Source organism: Brevundimonas sp. CEF1, assembly GCF_051353055.1.
In the GTDB taxonomy this organism is placed as follows: Bacteria; Pseudomonadota; Alphaproteobacteria; order Caulobacterales; family Caulobacteraceae; genus Brevundimonas.
This window is the reverse complement of sequence record NZ_CP195593.1, coordinates 2272691-2296439: the sequence shown is the minus strand read 5'-3', so window position 1 is coordinate 2296439 and position 23749 is coordinate 2272691. Positions and strand designations below refer to the sequence as shown.

29 protein-coding genes are annotated in these 23749 nt (G+C 67.8%); 26 read left to right on the top strand and 3 right to left on the bottom strand.

Going from position 1 to position 23749, the window contains the following annotated elements; translation table 11 throughout:
- Nucleotides 1-108: 108 nt before the first annotated feature.
- The 6 genes from ACR9FL_RS11830 to ACR9FL_RS11805 are packed head-to-tail and all read left to right on the top strand — an operon-like array spanning nt 109 to nt 4974.
- Nucleotides 109-1182 carry an MBL fold metallo-hydrolase gene (locus ACR9FL_RS11830; protein ID WP_436355724.1) on the top strand — a complete coding sequence of 358 codons (1074 nt, stop codon included), beginning with the start codon at nt 109-111 and terminating at the stop codon, nt 1180-1182.
- Nucleotides 1179-1955: an enoyl-CoA hydratase gene (locus ACR9FL_RS11825; protein WP_436355723.1), complete on the top strand. Its 777-nt coding sequence runs from the start codon at nt 1179-1181 to the stop codon at nt 1953-1955. Before ACR9FL_RS11830 ends, ACR9FL_RS11825 begins: the two co-directional genes overlap by 4 nt.
- A 51-nt stretch (nt 1956-2006) precedes the next feature.
- A complete protein-coding gene (locus tag ACR9FL_RS11820; protein WP_436355722.1) occupies nt 2007-2516 on the top strand; it encodes a GNAT family N-acetyltransferase in 510 nt (169 codons plus the stop codon).
- A gap of 48 nt (nt 2517-2564) precedes the next feature.
- Nucleotides 2565-3116 carry a DUF1285 domain-containing protein gene (locus ACR9FL_RS11815; protein WP_436355721.1) on the top strand — a complete coding sequence of 184 codons (552 nt, stop codon included), beginning with the start codon at nt 2565-2567 and terminating at the stop codon, nt 3114-3116.
- The gene (locus tag ACR9FL_RS11810; protein WP_296173852.1) at nt 3113-3775 is read left to right on the top strand and encodes a CoA pyrophosphatase; all 663 of its coding nucleotides are present in this window, start codon (nt 3113-3115) and stop codon (nt 3773-3775) included. The genes ACR9FL_RS11815 and ACR9FL_RS11810 overlap by 4 nt, the downstream gene beginning before the upstream one ends.
- The gene (locus ACR9FL_RS11805; RefSeq protein WP_436355720.1) at nt 3772-4974 is read left to right on the top strand and encodes a CCA tRNA nucleotidyltransferase; all 1203 of its coding nucleotides are present in this window, start codon (nt 3772-3774) and stop codon (nt 4972-4974) included. Before ACR9FL_RS11810 ends, ACR9FL_RS11805 begins: the two co-directional genes overlap by 4 nt.
- On the opposite strand, the gene ACR9FL_RS11800 is transcribed toward ACR9FL_RS11805, so the two are convergent.
- Nucleotides 4949-5908 (bottom strand): endonuclease/exonuclease/phosphatase family protein, encoded by a 960-nt coding sequence (locus ACR9FL_RS11800; RefSeq protein ID WP_436355719.1) that lies wholly within the window; start codon nt 5906-5908, stop codon nt 4949-4951. The two genes, ACR9FL_RS11805 and ACR9FL_RS11800, sit on opposite strands and share 26 nt — an antisense overlap.
- 218 nt (nt 5909-6126) lie before the next feature.
- On the opposite strand from ACR9FL_RS11800, the gene ACR9FL_RS11795 reads away from it, so the two are divergent.
- The 19 genes from ACR9FL_RS11795 (at nt 6127) to ACR9FL_RS11705 (ending at nt 21435) form a co-directional block, all read left to right on the top strand.
- Nucleotides 6127-7623 (top strand): DUF2793 domain-containing protein, encoded by a 1497-nt coding sequence (locus tag ACR9FL_RS11795; RefSeq protein WP_436355718.1) that lies wholly within the window; start codon nt 6127-6129, stop codon nt 7621-7623.
- Nucleotides 7624-7628: 5 nt separating this feature from the next.
- Nucleotides 7629-7784: a hypothetical protein gene (locus ACR9FL_RS11790; RefSeq protein ID WP_296173844.1), complete on the top strand. Its 156-nt coding sequence runs from the start codon at nt 7629-7631 to the stop codon at nt 7782-7784.
- Entirely contained in the window at nt 7781-8053 is a 273-nt protein-coding gene (locus ACR9FL_RS11785) for a hypothetical protein (RefSeq protein ID WP_296173840.1), read from the top strand. Before ACR9FL_RS11790 ends, ACR9FL_RS11785 begins: the two co-directional genes overlap by 4 nt.
- Nucleotides 8050-8433 (top strand): M15 family metallopeptidase, encoded by a 384-nt coding sequence (locus ACR9FL_RS11780; protein WP_436355717.1) that lies wholly within the window; start codon nt 8050-8052, stop codon nt 8431-8433. The genes ACR9FL_RS11785 and ACR9FL_RS11780 overlap by 4 nt, the downstream gene beginning before the upstream one ends.
- Nucleotides 8430-8855 carry a hypothetical protein gene (locus ACR9FL_RS11775; RefSeq protein ID WP_436355716.1) on the top strand — a complete coding sequence of 142 codons (426 nt, stop codon included), beginning with the start codon at nt 8430-8432 and terminating at the stop codon, nt 8853-8855. The genes ACR9FL_RS11780 and ACR9FL_RS11775 overlap by 4 nt, the downstream gene beginning before the upstream one ends.
- The gene (locus ACR9FL_RS11770) at nt 8788-9066 is read left to right on the top strand and encodes a hypothetical protein (protein WP_436355715.1); all 279 of its coding nucleotides are present in this window, start codon (nt 8788-8790) and stop codon (nt 9064-9066) included. The genes ACR9FL_RS11775 and ACR9FL_RS11770 overlap by 68 nt, the downstream gene beginning before the upstream one ends.
- Nucleotides 9067-9298: 232 nt before the next feature.
- Nucleotides 9299-10165, top strand: coding sequence for a flagellin (locus tag ACR9FL_RS11765; RefSeq protein WP_436355714.1), 867 nt, complete (start codon nt 9299-9301; stop codon nt 10163-10165).
- A 118-nt stretch (nt 10166-10283) separates the two neighbouring features.
- Nucleotides 10284-11159 carry a flagellin gene (locus ACR9FL_RS11760; protein ID WP_297934144.1) on the top strand — a complete coding sequence of 292 codons (876 nt, stop codon included), beginning with the start codon at nt 10284-10286 and terminating at the stop codon, nt 11157-11159.
- Nucleotides 11160-11274: 115 nt separating this feature from the next.
- Entirely contained in the window at nt 11275-12141 is an 867-nt protein-coding gene (locus ACR9FL_RS11755; protein WP_297934226.1) for a flagellin, read from the top strand.
- A 113-nt stretch (nt 12142-12254) separates the two neighbouring features.
- A complete protein-coding gene (locus ACR9FL_RS11750) occupies nt 12255-13118 on the top strand; it encodes a flagellin (RefSeq protein WP_105563339.1) in 864 nt (287 codons plus the stop codon).
- Nucleotides 13119-13207: 89 nt separating this feature from the next.
- The gene (locus ACR9FL_RS11745) at nt 13208-13477 is read left to right on the top strand and encodes a flagellar protein FlaG (RefSeq protein WP_436355713.1); all 270 of its coding nucleotides are present in this window, start codon (nt 13208-13210) and stop codon (nt 13475-13477) included.
- A 130-nt stretch (nt 13478-13607) separates the two neighbouring features.
- Nucleotides 13608-14489 carry a flagellin gene (locus ACR9FL_RS11740; RefSeq protein WP_105563337.1) on the top strand — a complete coding sequence of 294 codons (882 nt, stop codon included), beginning with the start codon at nt 13608-13610 and terminating at the stop codon, nt 14487-14489.
- 250 nt (nt 14490-14739) lie between these two features.
- The gene (locus tag ACR9FL_RS11735; RefSeq protein WP_436355712.1) at nt 14740-17427 is read left to right on the top strand and encodes a transcriptional regulator; all 2688 of its coding nucleotides are present in this window, start codon (nt 14740-14742) and stop codon (nt 17425-17427) included.
- 78 nt (nt 17428-17505) lie between these two features.
- Nucleotides 17506-18186: a hypothetical protein gene (locus tag ACR9FL_RS11730; protein ID WP_296175968.1), complete on the top strand. Its 681-nt coding sequence runs from the start codon at nt 17506-17508 to the stop codon at nt 18184-18186.
- Nucleotides 18183-18611 carry a hypothetical protein gene (locus ACR9FL_RS11725; RefSeq protein ID WP_436355711.1) on the top strand — a complete coding sequence of 143 codons (429 nt, stop codon included), beginning with the start codon at nt 18183-18185 and terminating at the stop codon, nt 18609-18611. Before ACR9FL_RS11730 ends, ACR9FL_RS11725 begins: the two co-directional genes overlap by 4 nt.
- 90 nt (nt 18612-18701) lie before the next feature.
- Nucleotides 18702-19199: a single-stranded DNA-binding protein gene (gene ssb, locus ACR9FL_RS11720; RefSeq protein WP_296175966.1), complete on the top strand. Its 498-nt coding sequence runs from the start codon at nt 18702-18704 to the stop codon at nt 19197-19199.
- Between the two features lie 7 nt (nt 19200-19206).
- Complete coding sequence (locus ACR9FL_RS11715; protein WP_296175964.1) at nt 19207-19656, top strand: thiol-disulfide oxidoreductase DCC family protein; 450 nt, start codon at nt 19207-19209, stop codon at nt 19654-19656.
- A gap of 4 nt (nt 19657-19660) precedes the next feature.
- Nucleotides 19661-20968 (top strand): SDR family oxidoreductase, encoded by a 1308-nt coding sequence (locus ACR9FL_RS11710; RefSeq protein WP_436355710.1) that lies wholly within the window; start codon nt 19661-19663, stop codon nt 20966-20968.
- Nucleotides 20968-21435 (top strand): DUF2269 family protein, encoded by a 468-nt coding sequence (locus ACR9FL_RS11705; RefSeq protein WP_436355709.1) that lies wholly within the window; start codon nt 20968-20970, stop codon nt 21433-21435. The genes ACR9FL_RS11710 and ACR9FL_RS11705 overlap by 1 nt, the downstream gene beginning before the upstream one ends.
- Here the strand turns inward: ACR9FL_RS11705 and ACR9FL_RS11700 are convergent.
- Nucleotides 21432-22004, bottom strand: coding sequence for a nucleoside 2-deoxyribosyltransferase domain-containing protein (locus ACR9FL_RS11700; RefSeq protein WP_436355708.1), 573 nt, complete (start codon nt 22002-22004; stop codon nt 21432-21434). The genes ACR9FL_RS11705 and ACR9FL_RS11700 overlap by 4 nt on opposite strands.
- Before the next feature lie 191 nt (nt 22005-22195).
- On the opposite strand from ACR9FL_RS11700, the gene ACR9FL_RS11695 reads away from it, so the two are divergent.
- Nucleotides 22196-23038: a DMT family transporter gene (locus tag ACR9FL_RS11695; RefSeq protein WP_436358152.1), complete on the top strand. Its 843-nt coding sequence runs from the start codon at nt 22196-22198 to the stop codon at nt 23036-23038.
- A 7-nt stretch (nt 23039-23045) separates the two neighbouring features.
- Here the strand turns inward: ACR9FL_RS11695 and ACR9FL_RS11690 are convergent, their stop codons facing one another.
- Nucleotides 23046-23666 carry a superoxide dismutase family protein gene (locus ACR9FL_RS11690; protein ID WP_436355707.1) on the bottom strand — a complete coding sequence of 207 codons (621 nt, stop codon included), beginning with the start codon at nt 23664-23666 and terminating at the stop codon, nt 23046-23048.
- Nucleotides 23667-23749: the final 83 nt, after the last annotated feature.

Here is a 23749-nt window from a genome sequence, read left to right as displayed (position 1 = left end):
GCTCCTGTCAAAGGGAGGAAACGTCCTGCCGTTCCAAAGAGGCCGGGTCAAGGCGATGGACGCATCGGCATTCGCCCCATAAAGAGATGGTTTCGATAGGAGACGGACTTGGCCGACGGCGTCCCGGGACCAGATAGCCGCGTGGAGCGGGGGCTGACCTATCCGCTGGGCGGTGCGCCGGAGGTCGGTCAGGCGGTCGAGGTCGCGCCCGGCGTGCTGTGGATGCGCCTGCCCCTGCCGCTGAGCCTGAACCATATCAATGTTTACGCCCTGGCGGACGGCGACGGCTGGACCCTGGTGGACACGGGGCTGAAGACCGGCACGTCTCAGGCGGGCTGGGAGGCGGCGCTGGCCGGGCCGCTGGGCGGCAAGCCGATCAAGCGCGTCATCTGCACCCATATGCACCCGGATCATATCGGCCTGGCTGGCTGGCTGTGCGAGCGTTTCAAGGCGCCGCTGATGATGTCGCGGCTGGAATATGTGACCGGGCGGATGCTGCTGGCCGATACGGGCCAGCCGGCCCCGGACGAGGGCGAGGTCTTCTATCGCGCCGCCGGGTGGAACGACGAACAGATCGCCCGCTGGCGCACCGGATACGGCGGATTCGGTAAGGCGGTGGCGCCTCTGCCCTCGGCCTATCTGCGTCTGGCCGAAAACGATGTGTTGCGCATCGGCGACGACGACTGGCGGGTGGTGATCGGCGAGGGCCATTCTCCGGAACATGTCTGCCTGTGGCGTGAACGCGACGGGGTCTTCTTGGCGGGCGATCAGATTTTGCCGCGCATTTCCTCCAACGTCTCCGTCTGGCCAACCGAGCCGGAGGGCGATCCCTTGGGCGAATGGCTGCGCTCGCTGGAGGCGCTGAAGGCGCGGCTGCCGGGCGACCTGTTCATCCTGCCGTCGCACGGCGAGCCCTTCTATGGCGTCACCACCCGGCTGGAGGCCCTGATCCGGGGCCATGAGGTGGCGCTGAAGCGGCTGGAACGGACGTTGAAGACGCCCTCGCGCGCTGTCGATGTGTTTTCCGCGCTGTTCGCGCGCCCGGTAGGCGACGACGTGCTGAGCATGGCGACGGGCGAGGCCATCGCGCATCTGAACTATCTGGTCCGCGAAGGGCGGGCCCGGCGCAACCGCGATGAAGCGGGCGTCGACTGGTGGACCCTTGTGGAGGCGGGACAATGAGCGAACACATCAAGATCGAACTGGACGGCGGCGTCCTGACCGTCGCCTTCAATCGGGCGGACAAGAAGAACGCCATCACCCAGGCCATGTATTCGGCCCTGGCCGAGGCCGTCGAAGGGGCCAAGGCCGACGACGCCGTGCGCGTGGTCCTGTTCCGCAGCGAGGGCGACTCCTTCTCGGCGGGCAACGACATCGCCGACTTCATCGCCCTGGGCTCGCAGAGCAGCGGCGATCTGGTCGAGATGGGGGTGTTCCGCTTCCTCAAGGCCCTGGCCGATCTGGACAAGCCCGCCGTGGCGGCGGTGCGCGGTCGGGCGGTGGGCATCGGCCTGACCCTGCTGCTGCATTGCGACATGGTGGTGGTGGCCGAGGACGCCCTGCTGTCGGTGCCCTTCGTCAACCTGGCCCTGGCGCCCGAGGCGGCATCGTCGCTGCTGCTGCCGGCCACGATCGGCCATCAGCGGGCCTTCGAGCTGTTCGCCCTGGGCGAGGCCATCGACGGCCGTACGGCCCTGGCCTGGGGCCTGGCCAACCGCGCGGTTTCGGTCGATCAGGTCGAGACGACGGCGCGTCAACTGGCCGACAAGCTGGCGGCGCGGGCGCCCAACTCGATCCGCAAGACCAAGGCCCTGATGCGCGACGCAGAGACCCTGTGGTCCCTGATGCAGCGCGAGGCCCACGCCTTCGGCTCGCAGATGCGCAGCCCCGAGGCGATGGAGGCCTTCATGGCCTTCAGCCAGAAACGCGCGCCGGATTTCACCAAAGCGGGCTGATTTCTCGCAATCGCGATTGATTCGAGGGGGCAGGGGGGCTAGGCGCCGCGCATGAACGCCGTCGCCGCCCCAGTTCCTGTTGATGCCGTAACGCCGGTCCGCATTTTGCGAGAACGATCGGGCGATGTTGCGGCCATCGACGCCCTGGTGCTGGGGGCCTTCGGTCCCGGCCGTTTCGCCAAGACGGCGGAGCGGCTGCGCGAGGCTGCGGCCTTGGCGGCCGGCTTTTGCGCCTTTGAAGGCGAGCGCCTGATCGGCTCGGTGCGGCTGTGGTCGATCACGGTCGGCGCGGCGCGTTCGGTCTTCCTGGGCCCCATCGCCGTGGACGTCGCCAGCCGTCGCGGCGGGCTGGGCGCGGATCTGGTGCAGGCCTGCATCGAGGAAGCCAAGGCGATGAAGCTGGACGGGGTGCTGCTGGTGGGCGATCCGCCCTATTTCTCGCGCTTCGGCTTCCTGCCTGCGCCCGACGCCGTCCTGTCGGGGCCGGTGGATCGTCGCCGGGTCATGTGGCTGCCGATCACCGAGGTTGCTCCGGTCGGGGCGGTTCGTCCCGTCGCCTGAGGGCGGACGACGCTTCCTTTGCCGGGCGACGCGCCCCATAGTTCGCCCATGACGAACTCCGCGACACCGCCCGGCCTGTCCGGCGTCGCCGAAGCCGCGCGCCAGGCGCCCGGACGCGGCCTGCCGCCGGTGCATCTGTGGCGCCCCGAGCATTGCGGCGACATCGATATCCTGATCCGCGCCGATGGAGTGTGGATGCACGAAGGCTCGCCCATCGGTCGGGCCGAACTGGTGCGGCTGTTCTCGACGGTGCTGCGAAAGGACCCGGACGGCTATCACCTGGTCACGCCGGTCGAGAAACTGAAGATCAAGGTCGAGGACCTGCCCTTCCGGGCCGTGACGATGCAGGCGAGCGAGGGCCTTCTGAGCTTCACGACCGACGTCGGGGACGTGGTCGAGGCGGGCGCGGACCATCCCATCGTGGTCGAAACCGACGCTGTGACCGGCGAGCCGTCGCCGCGCGTCCATGTGCGGGCCGACCTGTGGGCGCGGATCGCGCGCTCGGTCTTCTATGAACTGGTCGAGCGGGCCGAGGCGGCGGACGGGCGGCTGGCGGTGCGGTCCGGCGGCGAAGCCTTCTGCCTGGGGAGCGTGGAATGAGCTGCGACAGTCTGAGGAAGCGGCTGGAGGCGCGGCTGGACCCGGTGGCGTCATGGACGCCCGAGCGAACGGCCACTCGCTCCGACTATGACCTGAACCCCGGCGCGGCGCGTCCGGCGCGCGAACTGCGGCCCGCAGCGGTCCTGATCCCCATCATCATGCACGATGACGGCCCGACGGTGCTGATGACGCGGCGGTCGGACAGTCTGGCCAGCCATACCGGCCAGATCGCCTTTCCCGGCGGACGGCTGGACCCCGGCGAGACGGCGGGGCAGGCGGCTTTGCGCGAGGCGTTTGAAGAGGTGGCGCTGGACCCTGGCGTGGTCGAACTGCTGGGGCTGGGCGATCCCTATGAGACGGGAACCGGGTTTCTGGTGACGCCGGTGGTCGGTTGGCTGAGGTCCCCGCCCCAGGTCGCGCCCTCGCCGGACGAGGTGGCCGAGGTGTTCGAGGTGCCGTGGGACTTCCTGATGGACCCGGTCAATCACCGCCGCGACTTCTATGATCCCGAGGGGGCGCCCCGTCGCTGGTTCTGGGCCATGCCGTTCGAGGATCGCTACATCTGGGGCGTGACGGCGGGCATTCTGAAGGGCCTGTTCGGGCGGCTGTACGGCGACGAGGTCGAGCCCCTGTCGGCGGCGGCCGAGGACGCCGCGTGAGCCATCGGCTAAAAGGGCAAGACTGGCTGACGGCTTCGGCGACGCGGGCGGTCATGGCGGCGCTGGCGGCGGCGGGCGGGCCGGACTGCGCCCGCTTCGTCGGCGGCTGCGTGCGCAACGCCCTGATCGGTGCGCCCATCGACGACATCGACATCGCTACGGTCCTGACGCCCGACGCCGTGGTGGCGGCGCTGAAGGCGGCCGGCCTGCGCTCGGTCCCGACCGGCATCGAGCACGGCACGGTGACGGGCCTGTCCGAGCATCAGCCGTTCGAGATCACCACCCTGCGCCGTGACGTCTCCACCGATGGGCGGCGCGCCACCGTGGCCTTCACGATCGACTGGGTCGAGGACGCGGGGCGGCGCGATTTTCGCCTGAACGCCCTCTACGCTGACGCGGACGGCGTCATTCTGGATCCGACGGGGCGGGGATATGACGACGCCATGGCGGGACGGATTGTCTTTGTCGGCGAGCCCGAGGGGCGCATCCGCGAGGATTACCTGCGCATCCTGCGCTTCTATCGCTTCTATGCCTGGTATGGACGCGGCGCGCCCGACGCGGCGGCGGTGGCGGCCTGTGCGGCCCTGGCCGAGGGCGTCGAGCGATTGTCGGCCGAGCGGGTGTCCAAGGAACTGTTGAAGCTGCTGGCCGCGCCCGATCCGCGCCCGGCGGTGCAGCTAATGGATGAGGCGGGGGTGCTGGGGCGCGTCGTGCCGCCGACCGATCTGACGCTGTTCGAGGCCATGACGGCGGTCAGCGGGGACGCTGTGCTGCGCCTGTCAGCCCTGCTGCCCGCCGATCCGGCGCGGGTGGCCGAGGTCGCGCGGCGCCTGCGCCTGTCCAACGCTCAGCGCGACCGGCTGGTCGAGGCGGTCAGCGGCAAAGCGAGTCCAGGACTGACCGACCGGCAGGCCCGCACGGTCATCTATCGCGATGGGCGACAGGCCTTTGAGGATCGCGTCATGCGGGCTTGGGCGGCGGGAGGCGACCCGGAAGCGGCGCGGCGTCTGCTAACCCTGGCGCAGGACTGGTCGCGACCGTCCCTGCCAGTTGGCGGGCGCGACCTGGCGCGGCTGGGGCTGAAGCCGGGGCCGGAGACAGGGCGGGTGCTCAAGGCCTTCGAGGCGAGTTGGATCGCGGACGACTTCCCCGATCACGGCCATGAAGACAGGCTCAGGGCGCTGGTGTCGCCAGCGTGAAGCGGGTGATGACCGGGCGGTGGTCCGAGCCGGTCTTGCGGCCCAGCCTGCGTTCCAGCAGGGCCAGATCGGACGAGCGCCAGACCTGGTCGATGGTCATGCCGACTGCCGAGGGTGCAGCCGAGGGCCAGGTGCCGGGCCAGCCGGGGGCGGGGATCAGGCCGGCTTCGGTTTGAACCTGACGACCGATGCGGGCGCTGGACACGCTGTTGAAATCGCCCGCCGCGATGACCGGGCCGGTCATGTCGCGGCGGATGGCGGCCAGGGCCGTGGCCTGATTGATCTGCCCCCATTGATACTGGAAGGGCCAGGGCCGAGTCAGGTGGGCGCCGATGATGTTGACGGGGCCAAGCGGCGTCTGGGCCACGGCGGCGACGGAGACCAGGCCGTCGGGCCGGTCGGCGATGGCGGTCAGCGGATAGCGCGAGGCGATGGCGGCGCGGGCCGCGCCGCTGGGCCGATCCACGCGGGCGTTGAGGACGCGGTGGGGATAGCCCGCCAGCACGCGATCCAACTGGGCCGAAGGCGCGTCGCCCAGTTCGACCAGAACCACGATGTCGGCCTTGGCTTCGGCGATGGAACGGGTGATGGCCTCGACGTCGGTGTTTCGAGCCCAGAGATTGGCGGAGTAGAGGGTCAGCGTCGGCGCGCCTTCGCGGGGCAGGGCGCCTCCCCGCGGCAGCCATTGAGGCCAGACCGCCAGGATCAGCAGGACGGTGACGCCGAGGCCCGCGATCATGCCCGGACGCAGCCGCATCAAGGCGTAAAGCAGGGTCAGAGCCAGGGTCGCGGCCAGGGCCGGGGCCGTGAACTGGGCCAGAAGATCGGTCCACCTGTGCCCGATGCCCGTCAAGGCGGACAGGGCGACGGCGGCGGGCGCGGCCAGAAGGCCCAACGCCGCCAGATGGATCGCGGCCTTCAGGGGGGAGATCAAGCGGACTTCCTTGCAGACTGATGCGGCGGACCGCCTGCTTGGCCTATCCGACCGGGGCGGCGCATGTCGAGGGGCGCTGCGTGCTCGAGAAGGAACCTCGCGCACAATCACGCGGGCCAATCCCTTTGATTTCCCGGGTTTGCGGCGTCGCCGCGCCCTTCAGCGCACCGTAGCAGCGGGCCTCGGCAGACTGATCCTCCAATCCTTGGAGATCTTCGATGAGCGACGACGCCAGCGCGCGGCTGGGCCTGCCCTATCTGGCGGCCGGACAACTGCAGAAACATGTGACCCTGAACGAGGCGCTGACGCGCCTGGACGCCCTGACGCAGACGGCGGTGGTCAGCCGCACGACGACTGAGCAGCCGGCTGCGCCCGCCGATGGCGCCCTCTACATCCTTCCGCCCGGTGCGACGGGCGCGGACTGGGCCGGACGGCCGGCGGGCAGCCTGATGCGCGCCGAGACGGGCGGCTGGCTGTCGTTCGACACACCTGACGGCCTGCTGGCGGTGGTGCTGGACAGCGATGAGGTGCTGGTTCGTCGTGGGGGCGTCTGGTCGCCGCTGTCGAGCGGCGGAAGCGAGACGACGACGGTCCTGCAGAATCTGACCCGTCTGGGTGTGAACACCGAAGCCGACGCCGCGAATGTCGTGGCTGCTCGGCTGAACAAGGCCCTGTGGACGGCGCTGGAAAGCGAAAGCGGCGGCGACGGCGATCTGCGCTTCACCTTCAACAAGCAGGGGGCGTCGGACGTTCTGTCCCTGCTGTTCCAGAGCGGCTGGGGCGGTCGGGCCGAACTGGGGCTGGTCGGCGATGACGACTTGCGGCTGAAGGTCAGCGCCGACGGTGGGACCTGGCGCGAGGCCTTTGCGGCGGACCGGGCGACTGGGCGTCTGTGGTTCCCACAGGGGGCGACACGTCGTGAAACTGCGGTCCTGACGAACAGCGGCGGTTGGACTCCTCCCGCCTGGGCGCGTTGGATCGAAGCGGTCTGCGTGGGCGGCGGCGGGGGCGGCGGCGCAGGCGCGGTCGGGGCGGGCGGAACCGCGCGTCATGGCGGCGGAGGCGGGGGCGCGGGCGGTGCGGTCGCTGCCTGTTGGCCGGCCGAGGTCTTGTCCGGCGGATTGGCGGTGGTCGTTGGCGCGGGCGGCGCGGCGGGCGCCGGCGTCGCCTCGAGCGGCGGGCCGGGCGGCAACTCGACAGTGTCGCTCGGCGGCGTCCTGCTGTTGACGGGCGAGGGCGGCAGGGGCGGCGCGGCGGGCAATACCGCCTCGGGTCTGGGCGGGATCGGCGGTGCTGGTTTGATCGGGTCCAATGCCGGCGGCAATTCGTCGCTCACAGCCACGGCCGGCGCGGGGCAGGCCTTTAACCGCCCGGATGGAGCCGGCGGCGGCGGCGCGGGCGGCGGGGTCAGCGCGGCCAATGTCGCTTTCAGCGGCGGAAACGGCGGCGACGGCGCGGTTCTGTATGTGCGCGCGGCGGGCGGACTGGGGCGGACGACGGCGGGGCTGGTCGGCCAGCCTTCGCCGCTGGCGGCCTTGTCCTGGGCGGGCGGCGGCGGCGGAGGCGGCGGCGGAGTCGCCTCGACCACGGGTCGGGCCGGCGCGGACGGCGGTCTCTATGGCGCGGGCGGCGGCGGAGGCGGGGCGGCGATCACGACGCCAGGCGCGGGCGGCGCGGGCGGCGCGGGCGTCGTCTGGCTGACGGCGATCGGGTGAGCGCCATGACGCGATACTTCGACCGCATTCTGGAACCCGAGCTGCTGGACGAGGAGGCCTGGGCCGCGCCCGAGCGCCTGACCCCCGACGACTGTTTCGACCACCTGGGCAGCGACTGGCGCAGGCCCGCCGCGCCCCATGATCAGGAGGATGAAGGATGAACGAGAGCAACCGGAGCGAGATCGGGCTGGCCGAGGGGCGATGGCTGTGGCGCAGGCTCTATGTCTTCGCCGCCAGCGCAGGGCTGTGGTGCTTGCTGGCGCGCGCCGTGGGGCGGACGGCGCCCGCCGATCTGCCGCGCGTGGCCGAAGGGCTGATGGGGCTGATCGCCCTGATGCTGGTCCTCTATCTGGTGGCGCCCACGGCCCAGCAGATGATCGCCATGCTGGCCAATCTTCGCCTGCGTCTGGCGGCGGGAGGTCGGCCATGACCTATCATCTGTCGCAACGCTCGCGCACCCGCTTGCGCGGCGTCCATTCCGACCTGGTCGCGGTGGTCGAGGCGGCGATCCCTCGGACCGAGGTGGACTTTATGGTCACCGAGGGCCTGCGTGACTCCGCCCGTCAGGCCTTGCTGGTGAAGGCGGGGGCCAGTCGGACCCTCAATTCGCGCCACCTGACCGGCCATGCGGTCGATGTGGCGGCCCTGATCGAAGGGCAGGTGCGTTGGGACTGGCCGCTGTATGGCCGCATCGCGGAGGCCTTCAAGACGGCGGCGCGCGATCTGGGCGTCCCGCTGACCTGGGGCGGGGATTGGACCCGTCTGAAAGACGGCCCGCACTTCGAACTGGATCGGAGGGCCTATCTATGACGGCTCGAGATCTGGCACGGACCCTGACGCCGCTGGGCTGGCTGGCCGTGATCGGGGCGGGGGTCCTGCTTGTGACCGTCGCCGGGCGCGGGGTCGGGCTGAGGTGGGACCCGTTCGACCTGCAACAAAGGCGGTTGGAGACCGTCCAGGCGCGGGCGATCCAGGCCGAGACCGACATCGAGGCGCGGCGCCTGGAAGCGGCGGGACGGGCCCGGCAGGCGGTCCGTCTTGAAACCCATCATCGACAGATTCTGGCCGTGGAACGGGCGACCGTCGCGGCCGTCACCCAGGCGAGGAGCGCCCCGGATGCGAACGACTTTCTGGACCCTGTGCGGTCTGATCGCCTGCGGGCTCATGACCGCGAACTGTGCCGGCTCGCCGCCGATCTCGACGGCTGCGCCGCCGCGTCTGGTCCTGGCTGAGGCGGCGACGCGCCCTTGCGCCCTCGCGGTCCTGCCAGAGGCGCCCAGTCTGGCGGATCTTGAGGCCGCCTATCTGGCGCGCGGGGCCCAGATCGTCGCCTGCGACAGCGCGCGGCGACTGGCGGTCGAGGCCCTGAGCGCCGAACGGGCGATGCAGGACCGCTGGATGGAGGCGCAGAAACGGGGGCGGCGAGGGATGTCGGCGCCCTGAAGGCAGCATTTTTTGCCGGGCGGTCGGCATATTTTGCCGATTTCGAGGCTGACCGGCAAAATCTGCCTAGTCCTGAACATGGTTTACCAAACCTAACATATAAAAATCAGTGATTTAGAAATCGGCATAACGCCGTCGTCATGGCCCTGTCCTTGCTCCTGATCTTCCCGAGCAGAAAGCTCCCGGCAGCCAAAATGGCGTCGGACATGTCGAAGACACAAGGACAGCCAAAATGGCTAACAGCATCAATACGAATGCCGGGGCTCTTGTCGCCCTGCAAAATCTCAACGCGACCAGCCGTGACCTCAACGTCACGCAAAACCGCGTGAACACAGGCCTGAAGATTTCCTCGGCCAAGGACAATGGCGCGATCTTCGCCATCGCCACCGCGCAGCGCGCCGAGATGGGCGCCCAGGATGCTGTAAAGCAGTCGCTGCAGCGCGGTCAGTCCATCGTCGATGTCGCCCTGGCGGCGGGCGAAACCGTCACCAACGCCATGAATGAGCTGAAGAGCCTGGCCGTCGCCATTCAGGACGCGCCGACCGGCAGCGACACGGCCAACAAGCTCAACGCCGATTTTTCCGCCCTGGTGGCTGAAATCAAGACCTCGCTGGCCGACGCCAAATTCGACGGGGTCAACCTGTATGCAGCGAACGCCGCTGCGATCGAGGTGACGACCAATACCTCCGGCGGCAAGTTCACCCTGAAGTCCACTGTTGCGACGGCCTCGGGCGCCTATGTGGCTGGCGGCCTGGTTGATCCCACCCAAGGGGCGGCGACCACAGCCCCGGTCGCGGCCGCTTTTGATCTGGATACGCTGACGGATCGCACCGCCGCCAACGTCGAGCGCGCGATCGCCAACTTCTCTTCGGTCCTGGCGGACCTGGGCACCAAGTCGAAGTCGCTGGATCGTCAGCTGACCTTCACCAGCAAGATGCAGGACTCGCTGGAAGTCGGCATCGGCAACCTGGTGGACGCCGACCTGGCCAAGGAAAGCGCCAAGCTGACCGCCCTGCAGACCAAGCAACAACTCGGCGTTCAGGCGCTGGGCATCGCGAACCAGTCGGGTTCGATCCTGCTGGGCCTGTTCCGCAGCTAAAGAAATGACGAACACGAAGGCGCGGTCTAGGCCGTTGTCTGATCACCTCAAGTAAATGAGCGAAAGCTCTCGGCAGCCAAAACGGCGTCGGAAATGTCGAAGACAAAGGACTACTATTATGGCTAACAGCATCAACACAAACGCAGGCGCCCTGGTTGCCCTGCAGAACCTGAACCAGACGAGCCGTGATCTCAACGTCACGCAGAACCGGGTCAATACGGGTCTGAAAATCTCTTCAGCTAAGGACAATGGCGCCATCTTCGCCATCGCCACGGCCCAGCGCGCCGAAATGGGCGCCCAGGACGCGGTGAAGCAGTCGCTGCAACGCGGTCAGTCCATCGTCGATGTCGCCCTGGCGGCCGGCGAGACCGTCACCAGCGCCCTGAACGAACTGAAGAGCCTGGCGGTCGCCATTCAGGACGACGCCGGCAATGCTTCGCCGCCGACGGACTGGAGCGACAACGGCAAGAAGTTGATCGCTGACTTCGAAGCGCTGGCCAAGGAAATCCACGTCTCGCTGGCGGGCGCCAAGTTTGACGGGGTCAACCTGTTCGACGCCGCCGCGGCTACGGTCGATGTGACCACCAACACCTCGGGCGGCAAGTTCGAGTTGAAGGCGAACGGCGCGGCTTCGGCCGGCAGTGATCTGCTGTTCGGCGGCACGGTGGATGCGACGACAAAGGCCTGGTCGACCACGGCCGACTACGCCACCAAGAAGGCCGGCTATACCGCCGCCAATGTCGAAACGGCGATCAATGATTTCGCTTCGACCCTGGCGGACCTGGGCACCAAGTCGAAGTCGCTGGATCGTCAACTGACCTTCACCAGCAAGATGCAGGACGCCCTGGAAGTCGGCATCGGCAACCTGGTGGACGCCGACCTGGCCAAGGAAAGCGCCAAGCTGACCGCCCTGCAGACCAAGCAACAACTCGGCGTTCAGGCGCTGGGCATCGCGAACCAGTCGAGCTCGATCCTGCTCGGCCTGTTCCGCTAACGAACATGGAGGCGGCGGCTTCGGCCGCCGCCTGATCACCTTCAAGGCCCGAGCAGAACGCTCCCGATAGCCAAAACGGCGTCGGATAATGTCTAAAGACAAAGGAAAAGCCAAAATGGCTAACAGCATCAATACCAATGCAGGCGCACTTGTCGCTCTGCAAAATCTGAATCAGACCAGCCGTGATCTGGCCACCACGCAGAACCGCGTGAACACGGGCCAGAAGATCTCGTCGGCCAAGGACAATGGCGCCATCTTCGCCATTGCCACGGCTCAGCGCGCAGAAATGGGCGCCCAGGACGCGGTCAAGCAGTCGCTGCAACGCGGTCAATCCATCGTCGACGTCGCCCTGGCGGCCGGCGAGACCGTGACCAACGCCCTGAACGAACTGAAGAGCCTGGCTGTGGCGATTCAGGACGCGCCGACGGGCAGCGATACGGCCACCAAGCTGAACGCTGACTTCACCGCCATCGTTTCCGAAATCAAGACCGCACTGGACGGCGCCAACTTCGACGGCGTCAACCTGTTCAAGGCTAACGCCGCAGCGATCGAGGTGACCACCAATACGTCGGGCGGCAAGTTTACGCTGAAATCTACGGTCGCCACTGCTTCCGGCGCATATGCGGCCGGTGGTAAAATCGACCCGACGGCGGGCACCGACCCCGACGGAGCCGGCGCCTTGGTGGCGTTCGACCTTACGAACACCGCCCATCGCACGGCGCAGTATGTCGAGCACGCGATCACCAACTTCTCGACGGTGCTTGCTGACCTGGGCACCAAGTCGAAGTCCCTGGATCGTCAGCTGACCTTCACCAGCAAGATGCAGGACGCCCTTGAAGTCGGCATCGGCAACCTGGTGGACGCCGACCTGGCCAAGGAAAGCGCCAAGCTGACGGCTCTGCAGACCAAGCAACAGCTAGGCGTGCAGGCTCTGTCGATCGCGAACCAGTCGAGCTCGATCCTGCTCGGCCTGTTCCGCTAACGAACATGGAGGCGGCGGCTTCGGCCGCCGCCTGATCACCTCATAACACCGAGCAGAAGGCTCCCGATAGCCAAAACGGCGTCGGAAATTGTCAAAGACAAAGGAAAGCCAAAATGGCTAACAGCATCAATACCAACGCAGGCGCCCTGGTTGCTCTGCAGAACCTGAACCAGACGAGCCGCGACCTGAGCATCACGCAAAACCGCGTGAACACGGGCCAAAAGATCTCGTCGGCCAAGGACAACGGCGCGATCTTCGCCATCGCCACGTCGCAGCGCGCAGAAATGGGCGCCCAGGACGCGGTGAAGCAGTCGCTGCAACGCGGTCAATCCATCGTCGACGTCGCCCTGGCGGCCGGCGAGACCGTGACCAACGCCCTGAACGAACTGAAGAGCCTGGCTGTGGCGATTCAGGACGACGCCGGCGGCGCGACGGCCTTTACCGACAACGGCAAAAAGCTGGTCGCCGACTACGAAGCGATCGTGAAGGAGATTCACACCTCTCTCGCGGGCGCCAAGTTCGACGGCGTCAATCTGTTCGACGCCGTGACTGCTGGCAATGAAGTCCAAGTCAGCACCAACACCTCGGGCGGTAAGTTCATGCTGAAGGGCGTGAGTGGATCGGCTGGCACGGCGTTGGAATTCGGCGGCACGGTCGCCGCCGGCGTCTGGACGGCGGCCGCTACCGACGCGGCCAAGAAGACGGCCTATACGGCGGCGAACGTCGACACGGCGGTCAAGGCCTTCGCCACGACCCTGGCGGACCTGGGCACCAAGTCGAAGTCCCTGGACCGTCAGCTGACCTTCACCAGCAAGATGCAGGACGCCCTTGAAGTCGGCATCGGCAACCTGGTGGACGCCGACCTGGCCAAGGAAAGCGCCAAGCTGACCGCTCTGCAAACCAAGCAACAGCTGGGCGTGCAGGCGCTGTCGATCGCGAACCAGTCGAGCTCGGTGCTGCTCGGCCTGTTCCGCTAACAAGACGTGGTCGGGGGCGGGCCTCGCGGCTCGTCCCCGTTCGCACGTCGGCAGACACAGAGGGCGCGGCCTGACCGCGCATCAGGGAAATGGCAGACAATGTCGCAAGAGTACCCAGCGTAACCCTCGTCACGCCCGAGGCCATGGGCCAGGGCGCCGAGCCGCCGAAAAGGCCGATCCAGGACAACGACGCCGGGCGCTACCGTCTGACGATCGAGGAGGGGCCGGACGGCTTCATCTACAAGACGCTGGACCGCGTGACGGGCGAGGTGATCCGCCAGTTGCCGCGCGAGGACGTCGTCAAGATGCGCCACAGCCCGGCCTATGGTCCGGGGGAGTTGATCAAGACCAGGGTCTGAGACCGGGTCGCTCAATCGCCAACGCCGCCGGCTAGCCGCGCGGCGCTATCATGGTTTCTGCGGCGTTAACCATACGCTCAGGAATCATGCGCATTACTGGCCCCCAGAATCGAAACTGGGGCTAGAAGCCATGTCTAACAGCGTTCTCACCAATGCCTCGGCGCTCATAGCGCTCCAGAATCTGAATTCGACGAACAACAAGCTGGCCGCGACCCAGAGCCGGGTGAACACCGGCCTGAAGGTGCAGGGCGCCAAGGACAACGCCGCGACCTGGGCCATCGCCCAGAACCAGCGGGCGGACACGGGCGCGCTCGACGCCGTCAAGACCAGCATGAACCGGGCGACGTCCCTCGCCGATGTTTCGCTGGCCGCCGGCGCGCAAATCTCGGACCTGTTGATCGAGCTGCGCGAAAAGGCGACGGCCGCCGCCGACCCCTCGCAGACCGCGGCGACGCGCAAGGCTTACAACGACGAGTTCCAGTCGCTGCTCAAGTCGCTGCAGTCCTTTGCCGACAACGCCACCTTCGACGGCGAGAACATCCTGAACGGCAAGATCGGCGGCGTTCGGCCCGTTCCGCCCGCCACGCTGACCGGTCTGGATTTCCTGGCTAACGTCAACGCCACCGAAACCATCACCGTGAACCGTCAGGACATGTCGCTGATCGGTCTGGGGCTCGCGCCGACGACCTTTACGGCGCCGGTGACCGCCTTTGACCTGACGACCGAGGCTAATGCCGAAAAGGCTCTGGCCGACGTCGTCGCGGCCATGGATACGGCCAACGCCAAGCTGGCTGAGCTGGGCGCGCAGTCCAAGCAGGTCGAAAAGCACAACACCTTCGTCAGCAAGCTGATGGACTCGCTGGAAGTCGGCATCGGCAACCTGGTGGACGCCGACATGGCCAAGGAAAGCGCCCGCCTGCAGGCGCTTCAGGTCCAGCAGCAATTGGGCGCGCAGGCCCTGTCGATCGCCAACCAGGCGCCGCAGATCATCCTGTCGCTGTTCAAGGGCTGACCTATCTGAAGTAGCGGGGCGCGCCGTGGCCGAGTGAAATCGGCGGCGGCTTGCGCTGCGCGGGGCGTGGGGTCAGCCCGTAGAGGCTGGCCAACTTCATGAGCAACCAACGCACGTAGGGCATAGGGCTGATCCCTGACCTGTGAGCTTGACTGTCGGCTAACGTGAAGTGCTGCCCGCCGTTCCGAGGCGATCTTAAACACTTCGTTACCGCGCGCGTGGCAGGATGCCGTGAGGAGCGCGTAGGCCTGTGATCGACAACAGCTATCTTCTTGGAATGTACGGCCTGTCGCCGACGAGCACGGGCACGTCGGTCGGGACCTCGACCGTCAAGAAGCAGCCGACCGCGCCGTGGAGCACGACGGTCAAGCCGCAGGCCCAGTCGGATCTGCTGCGTGCGGCGCTGAGCGGCCGACGTTTCTTCAACGAAGCCGCGACGACGCTGGACGTGCAGACGAAGTCGTCCGGCGACTATCGCAAGCTGTTTGCATTGAACCAGGGCCTGTCCCTGCTGGAATCCATCACCAACCGCGCGGGCCAGAAGGGCGTCAGCGCGTCGGAAACGGCTCTGCTGGCCAAGCGCTTTGACGCCGGCATGGCGGAGCTGTCGGCCTATCTCAAGGACGCCAAGTTCGAAGGCATCCGCATGGTGGAGGGCGAGTCCGCCACCAAGGCCCAGACGGGCGCCGCCGTGGCGCGGGATTCGGCCAAATATGTCACCGGAGCGGTCCACACAGGCACGGAATACGCCCCTGTCGAGGCCTTCCAGGGCGATGTGAAGTTCAACATCAATGTGAAGACGACCGGCGGCACGAAGACGGTCGCGATCGATCTGGCCGAGATGGGCGCCGATCCGCGCACGATGCAGTCCGTGGTCGCCCACATCAACGGCAAGCTGGAGGCAGCGGGCGTTCAGACGCGGATGAGCCGTGAAATGTTGCCGCAGGAGCCCAAGGTCATCAAGTCGGGCGACAAGACCATCACCCTGCCAAAGGGCCCCGATAAATGGGCCTTGAGCCTCAAAGGCGTCTCGACTGAAACCATCAGCTTCGTTCCGGTCACCACGGCCGACGCCGTCTATGTGGTGCAGGGCTCGGGCAAGGCTGGCGGCCATGACGTCCTGAAATTCCAGGAGGGCGCCGGGAACACGACCGGAGAGCTCTTTGCGGTCAACGGTCAGATCGGCAAGTCGGGCTTGCCCGAAGGCGTCGAAACCGTCCGCGCCAGCGCCGTCGGGCCTGACGGCTCCATGTGGATCGTCGCCGACGTCAGCGCCGGCACCGCGAACCAGCCGATCAAAGGGCAGGGCGACGTCGTCCTGATGAAGCTGGATTCGGCGGGGCAGGTGGTGCTCAGTCGCGCCCTGGGCGCCGCATCCACCGCCAGCGGCTATGCGATTTCGGTGAGCGACGACGGCCGGGTGGCCGTGGCGGGATCGGTCATCGGCGCGCTGGAGCCTGGCGCCTCGGGCGCGGTCGCCAACGTGGCCGACAGTTTCGTCACCGTCTTCGACGCCAAGGGCGTGGAGCAGTGGACCCAGCGTCGCGGCGCAAAGGCGGCAGATGAGGCGACGGCGGTGTCGTTCGGCGCGGATGGTCGCATCTATGTGGCGGGGCGCTCGCAGTCGGCCATGTCGGGCGCGACCGCTTCTGGCGGCTGGGACGGCTATGTCCAGGCCTTCAGCGAGACCCAGCTTCACGCCCTGGCCCCCGTCAAGGCCGTCGCCACGGGCGTCAGCCAATTCGGCACGGCCGGCGACGACAGCGTCCAGGCCATGACCGTGGACGGCGACAAGCTCTACACCGCCGGAATCGAGAACGGTCGCATGGTCGTGCGCCGGTTCCAGATCGACGCCACGGGGTCGCCGACCCTGTTGTCCTCTCGCGACCTAGGCAGCGCCAGCGGCGGAGAAATCAGCGGCCTTTCGGTGGTCGACGGCCAGGTCATCCTGGCCGGCGCGACCCGCAACGGCGCCTTGGATATCGGTCAGATCAACACGGCCCACGCCGGGGGCATGGACGCCTTTGTCGCGGTGATCTCCGAGGATCTGACGGCCTCCGCCGCCGACCGCCTGACCTATCACGGGGGCGCGGGCGATGATTCCGCCGCCGACGTGAAGATCGTGGACGGCAAGGTCTGGCTGACCGGCGTGTCCGACCGCCCCATCGGCGCCAAGGCGACCGATCCGACCTCGGGCTATCTGGCCCGCCTCGACCCGCTGAGCGGCGCGGTGGAGTGGAAACAGACCTGGACCGGGGCCGACGGCCAGGCCGCGCCGACGACCATTGCCGTCGCCAGCGGGGGCGCTAGCGTCCTGGATAAGCTGGGCCTGCCGCAGGGCGAGATTCCCCAGTCGGATTCCAAGCGTCTGGTTGACGCCACGGCCTTGCGCGCGGGCGACCGTTTCTATGTGACCTCGCCCACAGGTCGGTCTGTGGCGGTGACGATCGACGCCAAGGACACGCTGCAGACCCTGGCGCGCAAGATCGAGACGGCGTCGGGTCGTTCGCTCAAGGTCACGATCAAGACCGACATGGACTATACAACCGGCATGGACGGCGACACCAAGGTGACGGCGGGCGGCGTGCAGCGTCTGTCCATCGCCTTCACCGACGGCCGCGGCGGCGCGACCCTGCGAGCGGGCGAGACGGGGCGGGACGCCCTGGCCGGTCTGGGGCTGACGCCGGGCTACATCGGTCCCAAGAGCGACGACCTCAAGACTTTCGGACTGGATCTGCCCAAGTCGCTGAACCTGCGCGACGCGGCGGCGGTCAAGGTCGCACATGAAAAGTTGGGAGAGGCGCTGGTCACGTTGAGAGCCGCTTACCGGGCGCTGTACCCGGAAAGCGCCAAGCCCAAGGTTACGGGCGAGGCGCCGGCCTATCTGCAGGCGCAGCTCGCCAATTATCAGGCCGCGCTCGCACGACTCACAGCCTGATCACGCCGATCCCCGCTTTAGGTTGACGCATGCGGCGTCGCCGGGGTTATTGGGGCCATCATTGGCGTCGAGTCCCGCATGGCCCTTCCAAAAGACAATCGCACAGTCCTGATCGTCGGGGGCGGCCTGGCCGTCGTCGCCGCCGTGGCGGCTGCTCTGGTGTTCAGCGGCGGGCGCGACGGGCCGACCGAGGCCCCGCCGGCGTCGCAAGGCGGTCTGACCATTGATCTGGCCGAAGCCCCGACGCTGGAGCCCGCGCGCGAGCTGCGCTGCTTCGTCGATGGGCAGTTCGTCGGTCAGGCCACCCTGGCCGACTGCGCCAAACGCAATGGCGTGGCCACCAGCGCCCTGGACGTGGGCCTGGACGCCACCGGCGCCCTGGCCGCTGCGCCGACCGCCGCCTTCGCTCCGCCGCCGGCCCTGCCGGCCGCACCGACTGTCGAGGTCGTCCCGGCCGATGAAGCCGCTTCGCCGGCCGAACCCGTCCGTCAGGCGCCGGCTTCGACCTCGGCTACCGCCTGCCTTCGTCACACCGGTTCGGAATGGCGCGCCATTTCCAATGGCATGAGCCTGGGGGCCTGTGTTCAGGCCCTCTACGCCGGCACCTGCGTCCGTCCGGGCGAAGCCCAATATGGCCGCTGGGGCGACACCACCCTGCGTCTGGTGCCGCGTCGCGTCGAGCAGTCGAACGACAACACCCGCTTCCGCACCCTGGCCCAGCAGGACCGCAACTGTCAGTTCCCGGAGCTGGGCCGATGAACCGCAAGATCGTTTCCGTCGCCGCGCTGGGTCTGCTGGGGCTGGGGCTCGCCGCCTGCGCCCAAAAGGGTCTTGAGGCGCCGACCGAACCGGGCGTCTGCTACCATGTCGTCCTGGCCGAGGACGGCAAGTCCGCGCCCCTGGTCAATGTCGTCGCTCGCGACCAGCCGCAGATCGAGTTTTGCGCCGCGCGCCTTGAGGAAATGCGCCTGCGCTTCCTCAGCATGGGCGGCAACAACCGCGACATGATCGGCGCCTATCAGGGACAGTTCATCTTCATCGACCGAGGCGGCGTGAAGTTCGGCAAGACCCTGACGGGGCAGCGCTTCTTCGCCCTGACACGCACTGGGGACGGCCGTCTGGCCATTCCGGGCGCCATCCAGCGCGAGATCGACGGCCGCCCCGTCGCCGTCGCCCCCAACTAGAATTCTCGCCCGCAAGGGTGTGAACAAAACTGGAACATTCCGTCGGTATCCGCTAGGGATCGACGGCAAGAACATAAAAGGACATCGGTCATGGCCGGCAGCGTCAACAAGGTCATCCTCATCGGCAATCTGGGCCGCGACCCGGAAATCCGCACGCTGAATAGCGGCGACCGCGTCGCCAACCTGCGCATCGCCACCTCGGAGCAATGGCGCGACAAGGCCACCGGCGAGCGCAAGGAAAAGACCGAGTGGCACGCGGTCGTCATCTTCAATGAGAACATCGTCAAGGTGGCCGAGAACTACCTGAAGAAGGGCTCGACCGTTTACATCGAAGGCTCGCTGCAGACCCGCAAATACACGGACGCGCAAGGCGTCGAGAAATACTCGACCGAGATCGTGCTGCAACGCTTCAACGGCCAGCTGACCATGCTGGGCGGTCGTAACGACAGCCAGGGCGGTAGCCAGGGCGGCGGTTACGGCGGCGGCCGCAACGACGACGACTACTCGTCGGGCTTCTCGACCGGCGGCGCCAACAAGCCCTCGGGTCCCAAGGAAAGCTACGACCTGAACGACGACATCCCGTTCTAAGACTGACGTGGGCCGGGGGGCTTACAGCTATCGCGACGACCCGGCCGTGCCGTCCTTCCCGGACGACCGGCCGCTGGTCCTGTTCGACGGCGATTGCGCCCTCTGCTCCCATTCCGCGCGGACCCTGCTGAAGCATGGTCCGCGTTTTCGTCTGGCGCCGACGCAGTCGGTGCTGGGCCGGGCCTTGCTGGTCCACTACGGCCTGTCGCCTGACGACCCCTCGACCATGCTGGTGATCGAGGACGGACGCGCGATCAGCCGTTCGGACGGGGTGCTGCATCTGGCGGCCTCTCTGCCGTTTCCCTATCGCGCAGCCGTGGCGGCCCGGCTGATCCCCCGACCGCTCCGCGACTTCGCCTATGGCTTGGTAGCCCGACATCGGCGGCGGTTTCCGGGGCGGGCCTGGTGCGCCCTGCCGCCCACAGGGGCGGATCTCAACGACCGTATTCTGGGATAGACGGATGAGCGACGCGGGACGGGTTCTCGTTCTGGGAGCCAATGGTTTCATCGGCTCGCATCTGGCCGCGGCCCTGTCGCGCGCGGGCTGGTCGGTTCGCGCGGGCGCCCGGCGTCCCGTCGAGGCGTCACGGCGCGCGCCGACGTTCGACTGGATCTCCGCCGATTTCGCCAAGCTGACGACGGTCGAGGCCTGGGCGCCGCTGCTGGAGGGCGTGGACGCCGTGATCAACTGCGTCGGCGTCTTGCAGGACGGGGCGGGGGACAGCACGCGTCTGGCCCATGTCGAGGGGCCGCGCGCCCTGATACAGGCCTGCGAGTGGGCCGGGGTCCGGCGCCTGATCCACATTTCGGCTGTGGGCGCCGATGAGACGGCGGGCACGGCCTATGCCCGCACCAAGGCCGAGACCGAGCGTCTGGTCGAGGCCAGCAGCTTGGACTGGCTGATCCTGCGCCCGTCGCTGGTGGTGGATCGCGCGGCCTTTGGCGGCACGGGCCTGATCCGGGCGCTGGCGGCCTTTCCCCTGTTCAGCCCCGTCGTCGGCGGCGATCAGACCTTCCGGCCCATCGCCCTGGGCGACCTCGGCGCCGCCGTCGTCGCGGCGCTGAAGCCGGGCGCGCCCAGCCGAGAAACCTTCGACATGCCGGGACCCGAGGCCGTGACCATGGCCGAGACGGTCGGCCTCTATCGCGGCTGGCTGGGCCTGTCGCCCGCGCCGGTGGTCCGGGTTCCGCGCGCGCTCGCGGCGCCGGCCCTGATGATCGGCGACCTGCTGGGGCGGCTGGGCTGGTCCTCGCCGATCCGCACCACGGCCATTCGCCAGATGGATTTTGACGTTTCGGGCCAGGATAGCGGCTGGGCTGAACGACTTGGCGTCAGCGCTCGCGGCTTCTCGCGCTTTCTGGCCGAGACGCCGGCCTCGGTTCAGGACGTCTGGCATGCGCGGCTGTGGTTCGTGCGCCCGATCTCGATCCTGACGCTGGGTCTGTTCTGGCTGATCACCGGCCTGATCAGCTTCGGCCCCGGCTGGAACGGCGCTCTGGCCATCCTGCACGAAGGCGGTTTTGGGCGCTGGGCGGGGCCGATCGCCTGGTGGGGCGCGCTGCTGGACGTGGTGCTGGGGCTGGCCCTGTTCGTGCGGCCGTGGACAGCGCGCGTGGCCCTCTTCATGTGCCTGTCGACGGTCGGCTATCTGATCGCCGGGACGCTCAGCCTGCCGCACTACTGGATTGATCCGCTGGGGCCGTGGCTGAAGGTGCTGCCGATGATGGCCCTATGCCTGTTCGTGGCGGCCACGGACGCGCGGCGCTGATGACCTATCTGATCCTCAAGATCGTCCACATCCTGTCGGGTGCGGTCCTGTTCGGCACCGGGGCGGGCATCGCCTTCTTCATGCTGAGAGCCCACGCCACGAAAGATCCGCGCATCGTGGCTTCAGTCGGGCGGATCGTGGTCCTGGCCGACTTCGTCTTCACCGCCAGCGCCGTGGTGGTCCAGCCGATCAGCGGCTTGGCCCTGATTTATCTGCAAGGTTACAGCCTGACCGAGCCCTGGTTGATGGCGGCCTACGCCCTCTATGTCCTGATCGGCGCCTGCTGGCTGCCGGTGGTCTGGTTTCAGTGGCGGATGGTCAAGCTGGCCGAGGGCGCGGCGGCGGCGGGCACGCCCCTGCCGCCCGCCTATCATCGCCTGTTCCGCGCCTGGTTCATCCTGGGTTGGCCGGCCTTTGCGGGCGTGATCGGCATCTACGCCCTGATGGTGGGCAAGCCGGTATTCTAGCGGGCGAAGCGGCCCTGCGCGGCGGCGGCGCTCAGGGCCTCGCGGACGGCGGCGGTCAGTTCAGGCAGGGACTGCACCTGTTTGGCGCCATAGGCCTGGGCCGTGATGTCGACGTTGCCTTTGCGCCAGAAGCCCTCGGGAGCCAAGACGATCAGCTTACCGCCGCGCGCGTGCAGGCCCATTTCCAGCAGGCTGATGGGGCTCTGGGTGCCGGGCGCGAAATACATGACGATGACGTCGGCGGATTCCAGCGCGGCCAGTTCCCACTCGACCTGACGGCGGAACTCGGGTTCGTCGGCCTCGGGACGCCACTCGGGGTTCCAGTCGGGGCGGCGGGGATTGAGGATCACCACGTCCATGTCGGCCAGGGCCGAGGTCATCGCCGCCTGCCAGTCAGGCGCGCCGCCCATGTCGATGCTGCCGCCCAGGAAGACGCGCGGGCGGCTGTTGTCGATGGGCAGGGGCTGAGGCGAGACCACGGCGGTCGGCCCCCGGCCAACCTGCGCCAGCGCGGGCGCGGCGCTGAAGGCGGCGACGGTCATCATCAGGGCGGCCAGGGTGCGGGTCATCGATATGCCTCGAGTTCGCGAAGGGGCGGGGCATAGCATCCCGTCGGGCGAAGACTAGGGCCGGCGCGACGGAAAAGAGCGGTCATCGAACGTGACGGGCCTTTCGCGCCCGGCTGTGGCATCAGGTCGCGGTGTCCAGCCAACGTCATTCCCCGCTCAGCCTGCTCGAGATCGGCGCCATCATCGCGGTGATGCTGATCTGGGGCATCAACAACGCCGCCGCCAAGATCGCCACCGAGGTCATGCCGCCGTTGATGGTGGGGGCCTTGCGCTTTGCGATCGCCGCCGCCTGTCTGGTCTGGTTCGTGCGGCCGCCCTTCCCGAACTGGAAGAGCCTGCTGATCATCGCCGTGGTGGGCGGTCCGATCCACTATGGGCTGATCTATCTGGCCTTCTGGCTGGCCCACGACGTCAGCCCGGTGACGGTGGCGACCCAGTTGTGGATTCCGCTGACCTCGCTGTTCGCCTTCCTGCTGCTGGGCGAGCGGATTTCGAGGATGGCGACCATCGGCCTAGTCATCGCCTTCGTCGGGGTGGCGTGGATGACGCTGGACCCGCATGCCCTGCAGGATTGGAAGGCGATTGCGGTCGGGGCCTTGGGCGCCTCGGCCTGGGCGCTGACGACGGTGATCGCGCGGCGGACGACCTCTATCCCGCCGCTGAAGATGCAGGGGCTGCTGGCCTTGATGGCCTTCCCCGCGCTGACGATTGGATCGCTGGTGTTCGAGACGGGACAGTGGGAGGCGGCTCAGATCGCGCCGCCCGTCGTCTGGGGGACCCTGGTCTGGGCCGGTCTGATTTCGTCGGTGTTCGCGACCAGCTTGGTCTTCTGGCTGGTGCAGAGGCGCGAGGCGGGGCGGGTGACGCCTTATCTGCTGGGCTCGCCCCTGGTATCCATCCTGATCGGCTGGCTGTGGATGGGCGACGTGCTGACGCCGCAGATCCTGACCGGTGTGGCCATCGCCCTGATCGGGGTGGTGACGGTCGCCCTGGGGGAGCGCGGCCTGCGCGCCGGCGCCCCCGCCAAGGTCTGATCCGAGCTTAGTGGGCGCTGAGAACCGCGCAGGCCACGCGGTCGCCCGCGCCGCCGATGGGCTGGCTGTTGTGGTCGTCGGGGTTGGCGTGGATCACCAGGGCCGAGCCGTCCGCGTCCCACAGCCACTGGCCGGGGCCGTCCTGGCTGATGCGGGCCTTGGTGGTGAAGAACTCGCCGTGAGCCGAGCCGTCAGCGGCGGCGAAGAGGTTGGGCAGGTCGCCGTCGTCCGGGCCTTGAGCGTTCAGCAGGCCATGAGGCGTCTTCGGGTCCGTGTGGTTGATGTGGGCGCCGGCCGAGGTGAAGGGGGCGGCGCACTGGCCCGTGGCGTGGATGTGGATGCCGTGCCAGCCGGGCGTCAGGCCCGCAGCCTCGACCTTGATCAGCAAGCCGGTGGCGCCTTGCGTCAGCGTCGCTTTGCCGATTTCCGCGCCGGCGCCGTTGATAATCACAGCCTGTCCCGTCTGGCCCGGCGTGGCGCGCGGGATCATGGCGGAATGGTCGACGGCGGCCGCTTGAGCATGAGCGCCGTGGCCCATGGCGGCATGATCATGGCTCTGTGCGGAAGCGCTGGCGGCGAGCAGCGAAGTCGCGGCGACGGCGGTAAGTGCGGCGAGGGTCAGACGCATGGTTTTCCTATCCTTTTGGGCATGGGGATATCAGCGGCGTTTCTTTGCCACAACGGCCCCCGGATGCTAGAAACCGGAACAGC